Raw genomic sequence first — 13,671 nt, forward strand, 5'->3', positions numbered from 1 at the left:
ATTTCTATGTGTGAGCACGGTCAAATGTGGGAGCTGGCTTGCCTGCGATAGCGGTGTTAAACCTTGCGCACCCGCAAGCAACGCCACAAAGCGGCAACCATCAGCACGCTGACCACGGCCCAACCCCAGGCCTGCTGGTTCAAAAGCCCTTCACGGTACAACTGCGGCGCAACGCCGGCACCGATGATAAAGGCCAACAACGCAATCTCCCGACGCGGCCCGGTCACCGGGCGTACCAGGTACACCAGGGCCGGCAGCACCAGTGCTGCGCTTGGGAAACTGCGATAGCGCGGGTCAAACACCAGCGCCAGCATCATCACCGCACCGGCAAACCCGGCGATTGCCACCAGCCAGCCGGCGCGCTGCTCCAGCCAGTTGAACCCGCGCTCACGCCAGCCTTCACGGGTGCTGAGGGCCAGGGCAGCATGGGCCAGCACCAGCAGGTTCAACGCCACCAGCAAGCCTGCCCATACCCATTCATCGCTGAAGCGCGCGGTAACGCGGGTCAGTTCGGCCCAACTGCCGATGGAACATGCCGCCACGGCACCGAGCAACGGCAGTATTAACGCTGAGCGCGTGCTGCGAACGCGGCCGCCGAGCACCAGGGTGCCAAGCAGGATGAGCCCGCCGACGCCCAGCCACAGCGGCCAGTACGGCACATTGGTCACAGGGCCTGCGAGAACGCCTTTGTCTTGGCGGTCTGCATCGAACAGCCCCCAGTAACCGCCCACAGCGCCTTCACTGGCGCGCTTCCACGGCTGGTCAAAGGCTTCGATCAGGTTGTAGCGCCAGCCATTGGCTTCGGCCATGGCCACGAAACCGCGCATGAACCTGGCTTCATTGACCCGGCTGGGCACGGCGGTTTCGCGCTGGCGGCCTTCGCTGGGCCAGCCGGTTTCACCGATCACGATGTCCTTGGGTGCGAATTTATGGCCGAAGGTCTGGCGCACATCGCCCACGTGCTTGAGCGCCTGGTCGATGCCGGACGGTTCATCTTCCCAATACGGCAGCAGGTGAATGGTCAGGAAGTCCACCGCCGGCTCGATTTCCGGATGCTGCAGCCAGAACTCCCAGACATCGGCATAGGTGACGGGCTGCTTGATCTGGCTTTTAACCTGGTGGATCAGCGCCACCAGTTGCTTGGCAGTGACTTCCTTGCGCAGCAGGGCTTCGTTGCCGACGATCACCGAGGTCACCACGTCCGGGCTGGCATTGGCCGCCGCGATCAACTCGTTGATCTCTTTTTGAGTCGCCACGGGGTCGCTGCTGACCCAGGCCCCGGCCATCACCTTCAACCCATGCTTGCGCGCCATGTCCGGCAGGGCTTCCAGGCCGGTCATGGAATAGGTGCGAATGCATTCAAAACGCGTGGCGAGCAGCGCCAGGTCGGCGTCCATGCGCTCGGGGCGCAGCGCGAACGGTTGGTCGAATGGGGATTGGTCTTTGTCGAACGGCGTGTAGGACGCACATTGCAACTTATGGCTGGCGCTGGCGACGTCCGGCAACACCACGGGCCGGCCGAGGCCGTACCAGTAGCCGACAAGGGCAAGCACGCCGAGGATCAAGGCGAAGAAATAGGGCAGGGCAGGGAAGCGGGCAGTCGCGGGCATGGTCGGCTTATCTGGGGGAGCAAAGGCGCGCATCTTACCCGGATTTGCCGCAGCCCAGTGCGGCTGCATAATTTTGACATGCAAACTTCGGGCGGGATTCTGGCGATAACGCCTACAAAGCGTCCTACTGGCGATGTGATGTCGTTTCTTGCTCAACCAAGGTCGCTGACAGAGCAGGGCAAATGCCTACTCAGGTTGAAGATAAAACTGTCAGTACTCCACTGATGCCTCAGCAACCGGATCGATGCGCGTGAAGGGGGCGCGGTGCACCCTATAACAACAGTTTGACGTCGCTCGGCATCCGTCGGGCGCAGCACTTTCGGGGAAGTACTATGAAGATGCGACGACTCTTGGGCGCAGCTGCCACTCTGGTAGTTGCGATGGGCTCCACACTGGCCAGTGCCGACAGCAAGACCCTGAGCATCGGCTACGTGGACGGCTGGTCCGACAGCGTTGCCACTACTCATGTGGCGGCAGAGGTGATCAAGCAAAAGCTCGGCTATGACGTAAAACTGCAAGCGGTTGCCACCGGGATCATGTGGCAAGGTGTTGCCACCGGCAAGCTCGATGCCATGCTCTCGGCCTGGCTACCGGTGACACACGGTGAATACTGGACCAAGAACAAGGACAAGGTGGTCGACTACGGCCCCAACTTCAAGGACGCCAAGATCGGCTTGATCGTGCCGGAGTACGTCAAGGCCAAGTCCATCGAAGATCTCAAGACCGATACCACCTTCAAGAACAAGATCGTCGGCATCGACGCCGGTTCAGGCGTAATGCTCAAGACCGACGAAGCCATCAAGCAATATGGCCTGGACTACAAACTGCAAGCCAGCTCGGGTGCGGCGATGATTGCCGAACTGACCCGCGCCGAAGACAAGCAGGAGTCGATTGCGGTCACCGGTTGGGTGCCGCACTGGATGTTCGCCAAGTGGAAACTGCGTTTCCTGGACGACCCAAAAGGGATTTATGGTGCTGCTGAAACCGTCAACAGCATCGGCAGCAAGGGCCTGGAGAAGAAAGCGCCGGAAGTCGCGGCCTTCCTGAAGAAATTCCAGTGGGCCTCCAAGGATGAAATCGGTGAAGTCATGCTGGCGATTCAAGAAGGCGCCAAGCCGGACGCCGCGGCCAAGGACTGGGTAGCCAAGCACCCCGAGCGCGTCGCCGAATGGACTGCTAAATAACCCCGCCCCAACTGTAGGAGCGAGCTTGCTCGCGAAGAACGCACAGGCACCGCGATCATCCAGAATGAACGCGTTATCGTTGACGTTTTTCGCGAGCAAGCTCGCTCCTACATTTTTTTCAAATCCTCGCTAAGCTCGATCTACTACTAAGGTCGTCTGGAACCCATTGCGCAGCCGCATACAGTGGATACGTTCCAAAATAATAAAAAGCTGTGCTGCGAGGATAAAAACAATGAACGACAGCATTTACCTCTCGATTCAAAACAGCCCGCGTTTCAAGGAGCTGGTCAGGAAAAGGGAAAGGTTCGCCTGGATTCTCTCGGCGATCATGCTAGGGCTTTACTCCGCTTTCATCCTGTTGATTGCCTACGGGCCACAAGTGCTGGGGGCCAAGATCAGCCCCGGTTCCTCGATTACCTGGGGCATTCCCCTGGGCGTCGGGCTGATTGTGTCGGCCTTCATTCTCACCGGCATCTACGTGCGTCGGGCCAACGGCGAATTTGACGACCTGAACAATGCGATTCTCAAGGAGGCTGCGCAATGATCCGGCGTCTATTGGCTCTATTCGGCGCTTCGCTGTTGGCTCCGGCCGTTTGGGCGGCGGACGCATTGACCGGTGAAGTGCACAAGCAACCGCTGAACGTCTCGGCCATTGTGATGTTCGTCGCGTTTGTCGGCGCCACCCTGTGCATCACTTACTGGGCGTCCAAGCGCAACAAGTCGGCAGCGGACTACTATGCGGCGGGCGGCAAGATCACCGGTTTCCAGAACGGTCTGGCGATTGCCGGTGACTACATGTCGGCGGCGTCCTTCCTGGGGATTTCCGCGCTGGTGTTCACCTCCGGCTACGACGGCTTGATCTACTCGATCGGCTTCCTGGTGGGCTGGCCGATCATTCTGTTCCTGATCGCCGAGCGCCTGCGTAACCTGGGCAAATACACCTTTGCTGACGTGGCGTCCTATCGTCTGGGGCAAACCCAGATCCGCAGCCTGTCGGCCTGTGGCTCGCTGGTGGTGGTGGCGTTCTACCTGATCGCGCAGATGGTCGGCGCGGGCAAGCTGATCCAGCTGCTGTTTGGCCTTGATTACCATGTGGCGGTGATCCTGGTGGGTATCCTGATGTGCCTGTACGTGCTGTTCGGCGGCATGCTGGCGACCACCTGGGTGCAGATCATCAAGGCGGTACTGTTGCTGTCCGGTGCCTCGTTCATGGCGCTGATGGTGATGAAGCACGTCAACTTCGACTTCAACATGCTGTTCTCCGAGGCGATCAAGGTTCACCCCAAAGGTGAAGCGATCATGAGCCCTGGCGGCCTGGTGAAAGACCCGATCTCGGCATTCTCCCTGGGCCTGGCACTGATGTTCGGTACCGCTGGCCTGCCGCACATCCTGATGCGCTTCTTCACGGTAAGCGACGCCAAGGAAGCGCGTAAGAGCGTGCTGTACGCAACCGGCTTCATCGGCTACTTCTATATCCTGACCTTCATCATCGGCTTCGGCGCGATCCTTTTGGTCAGCACCAACCCGGCGTTCAAGGACGCAGCGGGCGCCTTGCTCGGTGGCAACAACATGGCGGCGGTGCACCTGGCCAACGCGGTGGGTGGCAGTATCTTCCTGGGCTTCATCTCGGCCGTGGCGTTTGCCACCATCCTCGCGGTGGTTGCCGGCTTGACCCTGGCGGGTGCTTCGGCGGTGTCCCATGACCTGTATGCCAGCGTGATCAAGAAAGGCAAGGCCAACGAGAAGGACGAGATTCGCGTATCGAAGATCACCACCGTAGCCTTGGGTGTATTGGCCATCGGCCTGGGTATCCTGTTCGAAAGCCAGAACATTGCGTTCATGGTCGGCCTGGCGTTCTCCATCGCTGCCAGCTGTAACTTCCCGGTGCTGCTGCTTTCCATGTACTGGAAGAACCTCACCACCCGTGGCGCCATGATTGGCGGCTGGCTGGGCTTGATCAGCGCCGTGGGCCTGATGATCCTCGGCCCGACCATCTGGGTCTCGATCCTGCACCATGAAAAGGCGATCTTCCCGTACGAGTACCCGGCGCTGTTCTCGATGATCATTGCGTTCGTCGGCATCTGGTTCTTCTCCATCACCGACAAGTCGGCGGCGGCAGAGAAAGAGCGTGCGCTGTACTTCCCGCAGTTTGTGCGCTCGCAGACTGGCCTGGGGGCGAGTGGGGCGGTTAATCACTGAGTTGTCAGCTGTATAAGAAATACCCCGGTCGTAAGGCTGGGGTATTTTTTTTGCCTGGGTTTATGTGTTGTCTGGACTGGCCTAATCGCGGCATAGGATCTACACAATTTTGTAGGTTGTAGCAGCCAACGGTAACCACGATGCGAAGCGAGCCGCTCTTGATCTGCTCTTGATCTTGATCTTAAGCGCCCCGTTAAACCACGCTGGCCGGAATTCGACAGTGATTTGGGGGGTAAACCGGCAGGGATGCCGGTTTAGCCGCCCCGCGCCATGGATGGCGCGTGGCGGCGGCCCCCCAAATCACTGGCGGATTACGGGCACACCGAGCCTAAGCGAGGTGCCGAGTGGTGGGGCAAGAGCCCTTTTGGTTACTTTTGGGGCTCTTTTCCAAAAGTGACCCGCTGTCAGAGCGGAACCCTAAGTAGCCGTTACCGCAGGAATGGATATGTACACGGTCCAACTGTGTTAACTGTCAGGCCGTCTTCGCAGGCAAGCCAGCTCCCACATTGGATCGCGGGGCATCAGTTATATCAGCGTCGGCTGTCAGGCCGTCGCGTGAGCAAGCTTCCTCGCCACAGGTCCTGCGTCGCATTAAAGTTGTGTAGATACCTATGCTGCGATGGCGGTAGATCAGACCACACAAACAAAAACGGCCTCCACTAAGGGAGGCCGTTCTCAGTACAAACAAGCAATCAAGTGCTTACTTGCGATCTTCCAGCTTGGTGATATCACGCGACTCGTAGCCGGTGTACAGCTGGCGCGGGCGGCCAATCTTGTACGGGCTGGAGAGCATTTCTTTCCAGTGGGAGATCCAGCCCACGGTCCGCGCCAGGGCGAAGATCACGGTGAACATGCTGGTTGGAATGCCGATCGCCTTGAGGATGATCCCCGAGTAGAAGTCGACGTTCGGGTACAGCGAGCGTTCGATGAAGTAAGGGTCGGTCAGGGCGATCTCTTCCAGGCGCATGGCCAGTTCGAGTTGCGGATCGTTCTTGATGCCCAGTTCCTTCAACACTTCGTCGCAGGTCTGCTTCATGACCGTAGCGCGTGGGTCGCGGTTCTTGTAGACCCGGTGACCGAAGCCCATCAACTTGAACGAATCGTTCTTGTCCTTGGCCTTGGCGATGAATTTGTCGATGTTGGACACATCGCCGATTTCATCGAGCATGGTCAATACGGCTTCGTTCGCACCGCCGTGGGCAGGGCCCCACAGTGCGGCGATGCCGGCGGCAATACAGGCGAACGGGTTGGCACCCGAAGAGCCCGCCAGGCGCACGGTAGAGGTGGAAGCGTTCTGCTCGTGGTCGGCGTGGAGGATGAAGATCCGGTCCATGGCCTTGGCGAGCACCGGGCTGATCGGTTTGATCTCGCACGGGGTGTTGAACATCATGTGCAGGAAGTTTTCCGCGTACGTCAGGTCGTTGCGCGGGTACATCATGGGTTGGCCCATGGAGTACTTGTAAACCATTGCGGCCAGGGTCGGCATCTTGGCAACCAGGCGGATCGCGGAAATTTCGCGATGCTGCGGGTTATTGATGTCCAGGGAGTCGTGATAGAAGGCCGACAGGGCGCCTACTACACCGCACATGACGGCCATCGGGTGGGCGTCGCGACGGAAGCCGTTGAAGAAGGTCTTCAACTGCTCGTGCACCATGGTGTGGTTCTTCACGGTGCTGACGAACTGGGCTTTCTGCTCGGCTGTTGGCAATTCGCCATTTAGCAGCAGGTAGCAGGTTTCCAGATAGTCCGACTTTTCAGCCAGTTGCTCGATCGGGTAACCGCGATGAAGCAGAATGCCATTATCACCATCGATGTAGGTGATCTTCGACTCGCAGGAAGCGGTCGACATGAAGCCTGGGTCGAAAGTAAAACGGCCCGTGGCCGTCAGGCCCCGTACGTCGATAACATCGGGACCAACGGTGCCGGTTAAAATGGGCAGCTCGACGGGGGCTGCGCCCTCGATGATCAACTGCGCTTTTTTGTCAGCCATGTGGCCTCCTATTTATGCTTCAAATCATCAGACAGACCCCCCACGCAGGGCCCGCACCACTATATTGATATAAATCCAGATGTCAATTTGCCTAAAGTCTTGCGCCAGAAGGCTTTAACCGTACTTTTTCGTCGAAATTGACTGCCATTTACGCCTTTTATCCCGCCAGCGCAATCAGCTATTAGGGTGAGGTGTGCGCGTTGTCATTAGTAACCTAACTGTCTATACTCGGCCACCGACCGCCAAGGGCTTTTGGGCTTGCTTTCATTGGGGGTCGCACTCCCTGGGTGGTGCTTACCTGACCAGTCGCACTCCCCAACAACTTTGCCCTGATTGTTAGGGGCTCTTCAGTGTGAAAAAAAGCCGTGAATAGCCAACGACCTGTAAACCTAGACCTAAGGACCATCAAACTCCCCATCACCGGCGTTACGTCGTTCCTGCACCGTGTTTCCGGCATCATCCTGTTCCTGGGCTTGGGCATCATGCTTTATGCATTGAGCAAATCCCTGGGTTCCGAGGAAGGATACGCCGAGGTGAAGGCATGCTTGACCAGCCCGCTGGCCAAGTTCGTAGCATGGGGCCTCCTGTCCTCTCTTCTGTATCACCTGGTAGCCGGTGTGCGCCACTTGATCATGGACATGGGCATCGGTGAGACGCTGGAAGGCGGCCGCCTGGGCTCGAAAATCATCGTCGCCATTTCCGTGGTGCTGATCGTTCTGGCAGGAGTTTGGATATGGTAACCAGCGTAACGAATCTGTCGCGTTCGGGCCTCTATGACTGGATGGCACAGCGTGTGTCTGCGGTCGTTCTCGCGGCTTATTTCATTTTCCTGATCGGATACCTCGTCGCAAACCCGGGCATCGGCTATGAGCAATGGCACGGCCTGTTTTCCCACAATGCGATGCGAATCTTCAGTCTGCTGGCCCTTGTAGCCCTGGGCGCTCACGCCTGGGTTGGCATGTGGACCATCGCGACTGACTACCTGACGCCGATGGCGCTGGGCAAGTCCGCGACTGCAGTACGTTTCCTCTTCCAGGCAGTATGCGGCGTTGCGATGTTCGCTTACTTCGTCTGGGGTGTGCAGATTCTTTGGGGTATCTGATTCATGGCTAACATTCCAACTATTTCATTCGACGCCATCATTATTGGTGGCGGCGGTGCTGGCATGCGCGCTGCGCTGCAGCTGGCCCAGGGCGGTCACAAGACTGCCGTGATCACCAAGGTGTTCCCGACGCGCTCGCACACCGTATCGGCCCAGGGTGGCATCACCTGCGCCATCGCCTCCGCCGACCCGAACGATGACTGGCGCTGGCACATGTACGATACCGTCAAGGGTTCCGACTATATCGGTGACCAGGACGCTATCGAATACATGTGTCAGGAAGGCCCGGCCGCGGTGTTCGAGCTGGACCACATGGGCCTGCCGTTCTCCCGTACCGAGCAAGGCCGTATCTACCAGCGTCCATTCGGTGGCCAGTCCAAGGATTACGGTAAAGGCGGGCAGGCTGCCCGTACCTGCGCTGCGTCCGACCGTACCGGTCACGCGCTGCTGCACACTCTTTACCAAGGCAACCTGAAAGCTGGTACCACGTTCCTGAACGAGTACTACGCTGTCGATCTGGTGAAGAACGGCAAAGGCGAGTTCGTCGGTGTGATCGCCATCTGCATCGAAACCGGTGAAACCACCTACATCCGCGCCAAGGCTACTGTGCTGGCGACCGGTGGTGCAGGTCGTATCTATGCGTCGACCACCAATGCCCTGATCAACACCGGTGACGGCGTCGGCATGGCTCTGCGTGCTGGCGTACCGGTACAAGACATCGAAATGTGGCAGTTCCACCCGACCGGCATCGCCGGCGCCGGTGTACTGGTGACAGAAGGTTGCCGTGGTGAAGGTGGTTACCTGATCAACAAGCACGGCGAGCGTTTCATGGAGCGTTATGCTCCGAACGCCAAAGACTTGGCCGGTCGTGACGTTGTGGCCCGTTCGATGGTTAAAGAGATCATCGCCGGTAACGGCTGTGGCCCGAATGGCGACCACGTACTGCTCAAGCTCGATCACCTGGGCGAAGAAGTGCTGCACAGCCGCCTGCCTGGTATCTGCGAGCTGTCCAAGACCTTTGCCCACGTTGACCCGGTAGTTGCTCCGGTTCCGGTTGTTCCAACTTGCCACTATATGATGGGCGGCGTGCCGACCAACATTCATGGCCAGGCAATCACCCAGAATGCCGAAGGCGTGGACGAGATCATTCACGGTCTGTTCGCGGTAGGTGAAGTGGCTTGCGTATCGGTTCACGGTGCCAACCGCCTGGGCGGCAACTCGCTGCTCGACCTGGTGGTATTCGGTCGCGCGGCCGGCCTGCACCTGGAAAAGGCGCTGACCGACGGCATCGAATACGATGACGCCACCGACGCCAACATCGAAGCTGCCCTGGCGCGCCTGAACGCTCTGAACGAGCGCACGGATGGCGAAGACGTAGCAACCCTGCGTCGCGAGCTGCAAAGCTGCATGCAGAACTACTTCGGTGTGTTCCGTACCGGCGAATACATGCAGAAGGGTATTGCTCAGCTGGCTGACCTGCGCAAGCGTATCGCCAACGTCAAGATCAACGATAAGAGCCAGGCGTTCAACACCGCTCGTATCGAAGCCCTTGAACTGCAAAACCTGCTGGAAGTGGCTGAAGCGACGGCGATCGCCGCCGAGGTTCGTAAAGAATCCCGTGGTGCTCACGCTCGTGAAGACTTTGAAGATCGCGACGACGAAAACTGGTTGTGCCACACCCTGTACTTCCCGGGTGACAAGCGCGTAACCAAGCGTGCCGTGAACTTCTCGCCGAAGACGGTGCCGACGTTTGAACCGAAGATTCGGACTTACTAAGGGTGGCTGCCATGTTGAAAGTCAGTGTTTATCGCTACAACCCTGATCAGGACGCTGCGCCGTTCATGCAGGAATTCCAGGTCGATACCGGCGGTAAAGACCTGATGGTGCTGGATGTATTGGCACTGATCAAAGAGCAGGACGAAGGTTTCTCCTATCGTCGCTCTTGCCGTGAAGGTGTGTGCGGTTCCGACGGCATGAACATCAACGGCAAAAACGGCCTGGCGTGCATCACGCCGCTGTCCGCCGTGGTCAAAGGCAACAAGCTGATCGTTCGTCCACTGCCAGGTTTGCCGGTTATCCGTGACCTGGTCGTCGATATGAGCATCTTCTACAAGCAATACGAGAAAGTTAAGCCGTTCCTGCAGAACGACACGCCGGCTCCGGCCATCGAGCGTCTGCAGTCCCCGGAAGAACGTGAAAAGCTCGATGGCCTGTACGAGTGCATCCTGTGCGCTTGCTGCTCGACATCCTGCCCGTCCTTCTGGTGGAACCCGGACAAGTTCCTGGGTCCAGCTGCGCTGCTGCAAGCCTACCGCTTCCTGGCAGACAGCCGTGATACCAAGACGTCCGAGCGTCTGGCTTCGCTGGATGACCCGTTCAGCGTATTCCGCTGCCGCGGGATCATGAACTGCGTCAACGTATGTCCTAAAGGCCTGAACCCGACTAAGGCCATTGGTCACATCCGTAACATGCTGCTGCAGAGCGGCGTGTAACTGACGTTGTAGTAAAAGCAGGACCGTTGTGCCCGTAAATGCTGCGGCGCAGGCTTCAACCGGCGCCGTAGTTTTAACTTGAGCAGCGACTTACAAAGCCGCGGCTCTTATTTTGAAGAAATGAGACAAGCAGGGGCATTCGGGTTGGTACCCGAACTATCAGCGTGATCCTAAGTGGCTTGTTTTGGTCGCTGCACTTGGCCTTTTGCAAGCAAACTCGGTGTTTTCGCCGGTGGTGTCCCCAAATCGAGGGTGACCAAGCATGCAAGAAAGCGTGATGCAGCGCATGTGGAACAGCGGCTATCTTTCAGGTGGTAACGCTGCCTATGTGGAAGAGCTTTATGAGCTCTACCTGCACGACCCTAACGCTGTGCCAGAAGAATGGCGCACCAAATTTCAGACGTTGTCTTCAGACGGCAACGCTGCCACCGATGTATCGCACGCAACAATTCGCGATCAGTTCGTGCTGCTGGCAAAGAACCAGCGCCGCGCCCAACCGGTTTCCGCCGGCAGCGTGAGCAGTGAGCATGAGAAGAAGCAAGTTGAAGTACTGCGACTGATCCAGGCCTACCGTATGCGTGGCCACCAGGCAGCCCAGCTTGACCCGCTGGGGCTGTGGCAGCGTCCTGCACCTGCAGACCTGTCGATCAATCATTACGGCTTGACCAATGCCGATCTTGATACGACCTTCCGTGCCGGCGACCTGTTCATCGGCAAAGAGGAAGCGAGCCTACGCGAAATTCACGAAGCGTTGCAGCAGACATATTGCCGCACCATCGGCGCTGAATTCACGCACATCACCGATTCCGAGCAGCGCCACTGGTTCCAGCACCGCCTGGAAGGCGTGCGTGGCCGTCCGGTATTGTCCGCCGATGTGCGCGGCCACCTGCTGGAGCGCGTGACCGCGGCCGAAGGCCTCGAGAAATACCTGGGCACCAAATACCCAGGCACCAAGCGTTTCGGCCTGGAAGGCGGCGAAAGCCTGATTCCGATGCTCGACGAGTTGATCCAGCGTTCCGGTTCCTATGGCACCAAGGAAATCGTGATCGGCATGGCTCACCGTGGTCGCCTGAACGTGTTGGTCAACACCTTCGGCAAGAACCCGCGTGAGCTGTTCGACGAGTTCGAAGGCAAGAAGAAGGTCGAGCTGGGTTCCGGTGACGTTAAATACCACCAGGGCTTCTCGTCCAACGTGATGACCACCGGCGGTGAAGTTCACCTGGCCATGGCATTCAACCCCTCCCACCTGGAAATCGTTTCGCCAGTGGTCGAGGGTTCGGTACGTGCTCGCCAGGACCGTCGTAACGACGCCACCGGTGAGAAAGTGCTGCCGATTTCCATCCACGGTGACGCGGCATTCGCCGGTCAAGGCGTGGTCCTGGAAACGTTCCAGATGTCGCAGACTCGCGGCTTCAAGACCGGCGGTACCGTTCACATCGTCATCAACAACCAGGTGGGTTTCACCATCAGCAACCCGTTGGATGCGCGCTCCACCGAGTACGCCACCGACGTTGCCAAGATGATCCAGGCGCCGATTCTCCATGTGAATGGCGATGATCCGGAAGCCGTGCTGTTCGTGACCCAACTGGCTGTCGACTACCGCATGCAGTTCAAGCGTGACGTGGTCATCGACCTGGTTTGCTACCGCCGTCGCGGTCACAACGAAGCGGACGAGCCAAGTGGCACCCAGCCGTTGATGTACCAGCAGATCACCAAGCAGCGCACCACCCGTGAGCTGTACGCCGAAAGCCTGACCAAGGCCGGCGTGGTTGACGATGCGCGTGTTCAGGCGAAAGTCGACGAATACCGCAACGCGCTGGACAACGGCCTGCATGTAGTGAAAAGCCTGGTCAAGGAACCGAACAAAGAGCTGTTCGTTGACTGGCGTCCATACCTGGGTCACACCTGGACTGCACGTCACGATACCTCGTTCGATTTGAAGACGTTGCAGGAACTGTCCGCCAAGCTGCTGGAAATTCCCGAAGGCTTCGTCGTACAGCGCCAGGTTGCGAAGATCTACGAAGACCGTCAGAAGATGCAAGCCGGCGGCCTGCCGATCAACTGGGGTTACGCCGAAACCATGGCGTACGCGACCCTGGCGTTCGAAGGTCACCCGATCCGCATGACCGGCCAGGACATCGGCCGCGGTACGTTCTCGCACCGTCATGCTGTATTGCACAACCAGAAAGACGCGGGCACCTACATCCCGTTGCAGAACCTGTACGAAGGCCAGCCACGTTTCGACCTGTACGATTCGTTCCTGTCCGAAGAAGCCGTACTGGCGTTCGAATACGGTTACTCGACCACCACGCCTAATGCGCTGGTGATCTGGGAAGCCCAGTTTGGCGACTTCGCCAACGGTGCCCAAGTGGTGATCGACCAGTTCATCACCAGCGGCGAGCACAAGTGGGGCCGTCTGTGCGGTCTGACCATGCTGCTGCCACACGGTTATGAAGGTCAGGGGCCAGAGCACTCCTCGGCCCGTCTGGAGCGTTACCTGCAACTGTGCGCCGAGCACAACATCCAGGTGTGCGTGCCGACGACCCCGGCCCAGATCTACCACTTGCTGCGTCGCCAGGTGATCCGTCCGCTGCGCAAGCCGCTGGTGGTGCTGACACCGAAGTCGCTGTTGCGTCATAAACTGGCCGTTTCGACCCTGGAAGATCTGGCCCAAGGTTCGTTCCAGACCGTGATTCCAGAGATCGACACGCTGGACGCCGCCAAGGTCACTCGCCTGATCCTGTGCAGCGGCAAGGTCTACTACGATCTGCTGGAAAAACGCCGTGCCGAAGGCCGCGAAGACATCGCCATCGTGCGTATCGAGCAGCTTTATCCGTTCCCGGAAGATGACCTCATGGAGATCATCGCGCCTTACACCAACCTCACGAACGTTGTGTGGTGTCAGGAAGAACCGATGAACCAGGGCGCCTGGTACAGCAGTCAGCATCATCTGCGTCGCAGCATCGGCAACCACAACAAGGCTTTGGTCCTTGAGTACGCCGGTCGTGATGCTTCTGCTGCACCTGCCTGTGGTTATGCGTCGATGCACGCCGAGCAGCAGGAAAAACTGCTGCAAGATGCTTTCACTGTTTAA

General features: G+C 58.6%; 10 protein-coding genes. 8 read left to right on the forward strand and 2 right to left on the reverse strand.

Annotated elements, in window-relative coordinates; translation table 11 throughout:
* Nucleotides 1-56: 56 nt before the first annotated feature.
* On the reverse strand, nucleotides 57-1,610 hold the full coding sequence (locus V8689_RS09020) for a glycosyl hydrolase family 17 protein (RefSeq protein ID WP_056788550.1): 1,554 nt from the start codon (nucleotides 1,608-1,610) through the stop codon (nucleotides 57-59).
* Between the two features lie 332 nt (nucleotides 1,611-1,942).
* On the opposite strand from V8689_RS09020, the gene V8689_RS09025 reads away from it, so the two are divergent.
* The 3 genes from V8689_RS09025 to V8689_RS09035 all read left to right on the forward strand — a co-directional run bounded on the left by V8689_RS09025 (nucleotide 1,943) and on the right by V8689_RS09035 (nucleotide 4,993).
* Nucleotides 1,943-2,794: a glycine betaine ABC transporter substrate-binding protein gene (locus tag V8689_RS09025; RefSeq protein WP_003233255.1), complete on the forward strand. Its 852-nt coding sequence runs from the start codon at nucleotides 1,943-1,945 to the stop codon at nucleotides 2,792-2,794.
* A 232-nt stretch (nucleotides 2,795-3,026) separates the two neighbouring features.
* Nucleotides 3,027-3,338: a DUF485 domain-containing protein gene (locus V8689_RS09030; protein ID WP_003190001.1), complete on the forward strand. Its 312-nt coding sequence runs from the start codon at nucleotides 3,027-3,029 to the stop codon at nucleotides 3,336-3,338.
* Nucleotides 3,335-4,993, forward strand: coding sequence for a cation acetate symporter (locus tag V8689_RS09035; RefSeq protein ID WP_032892639.1), 1,659 nt, complete (start codon nucleotides 3,335-3,337; stop codon nucleotides 4,991-4,993). Before V8689_RS09030 ends, V8689_RS09035 begins: the two co-directional genes overlap by 4 nt.
* A 700-nt stretch (nucleotides 4,994-5,693) precedes the next feature.
* Here V8689_RS09035 and gltA read toward each other — a convergent pair.
* Nucleotides 5,694-6,983, reverse strand: a complete 1,290-nt coding sequence (gltA, locus tag V8689_RS09040; RefSeq protein WP_003190003.1) for a citrate synthase — start codon at nucleotides 6,981-6,983, stop codon at nucleotides 5,694-5,696.
* A gap of 365 nt (nucleotides 6,984-7,348) precedes the next feature.
* On the opposite strand from gltA, the gene sdhC reads away from it, so the two are divergent.
* From sdhC to V8689_RS09065, 5 genes are all read left to right on the forward strand, one after another.
* Nucleotides 7,349-7,723 carry a succinate dehydrogenase, cytochrome b556 subunit gene (gene sdhC / locus V8689_RS09045; protein ID WP_014717729.1) on the forward strand — a complete coding sequence of 125 codons (375 nt, stop codon included), beginning with the start codon at nucleotides 7,349-7,351 and terminating at the stop codon, nucleotides 7,721-7,723.
* Nucleotides 7,717-8,085, forward strand: a complete 369-nt coding sequence (sdhD, locus tag V8689_RS09050; protein WP_003172805.1) for a succinate dehydrogenase, hydrophobic membrane anchor protein — start codon at nucleotides 7,717-7,719, stop codon at nucleotides 8,083-8,085. Before sdhC ends, sdhD begins: the two co-directional genes overlap by 7 nt.
* Before the next feature lie 3 nt (nucleotides 8,086-8,088).
* Nucleotides 8,089-9,861, forward strand: coding sequence for a succinate dehydrogenase flavoprotein subunit (sdhA, locus tag V8689_RS09055; RefSeq protein WP_056788547.1), 1,773 nt, complete (start codon nucleotides 8,089-8,091; stop codon nucleotides 9,859-9,861).
* Nucleotides 9,862-9,872: 11 nt separating this feature from the next.
* Nucleotides 9,873-10,577 carry a succinate dehydrogenase iron-sulfur subunit gene (locus V8689_RS09060; RefSeq protein WP_003172807.1) on the forward strand — a complete coding sequence of 235 codons (705 nt, stop codon included), beginning with the start codon at nucleotides 9,873-9,875 and terminating at the stop codon, nucleotides 10,575-10,577.
* Nucleotides 10,578-10,839: 262 nt separating this feature from the next.
* A complete protein-coding gene (locus V8689_RS09065; protein WP_032892637.1) occupies nucleotides 10,840-13,671 on the forward strand; it encodes a 2-oxoglutarate dehydrogenase E1 component in 2,832 nt (943 codons plus the stop codon).

Source organism: Pseudomonas sp. AK181 (genome assembly GCF_051122975.1).
GTDB classification, from domain to species: Bacteria; Pseudomonadota; Gammaproteobacteria; order Pseudomonadales; family Pseudomonadaceae; genus Aquipseudomonas; species Aquipseudomonas lactis.

Bases quoted from the DNA above. Each gene is read 5' to 3' on its own strand.
- sdhA (WP_056788547.1), top strand. From the start codon at position 8,089: ATGGCTAACATTCCAACTATTTCATTCGACGCCATCATTATTGGTGGC.
- V8689_RS09020 (WP_056788550.1), bottom strand. From the start codon at position 1,610: ATGCCCGCGACTGCCCGCTTCCCTGCCCTGCCCTATTTCTTCGCCTTG.
- V8689_RS09060 (WP_003172807.1), top strand. From the start codon at position 9,873: ATGTTGAAAGTCAGTGTTTATCGCTACAACCCTGATCAGGACGCTGCG.
- V8689_RS09030 (WP_003190001.1), top strand. From the start codon at position 3,027: ATGAACGACAGCATTTACCTCTCGATTCAAAACAGCCCGCGTTTCAAG.
- gltA (WP_003190003.1), bottom strand. From the start codon at position 6,983: ATGGCTGACAAAAAAGCGCAGTTGATCATCGAGGGCGCAGCCCCCGTC.
- V8689_RS09025 (WP_003233255.1), top strand. From the start codon at position 1,943: ATGAAGATGCGACGACTCTTGGGCGCAGCTGCCACTCTGGTAGTTGCG.
- sdhD (WP_003172805.1), top strand. From the start codon at position 7,717: ATGGTAACCAGCGTAACGAATCTGTCGCGTTCGGGCCTCTATGACTGG.
- V8689_RS09035 (WP_032892639.1), top strand. From the start codon at position 3,335: ATGATCCGGCGTCTATTGGCTCTATTCGGCGCTTCGCTGTTGGCTCCG.
- V8689_RS09065 (WP_032892637.1), top strand. From the start codon at position 10,840: ATGCAAGAAAGCGTGATGCAGCGCATGTGGAACAGCGGCTATCTTTCA.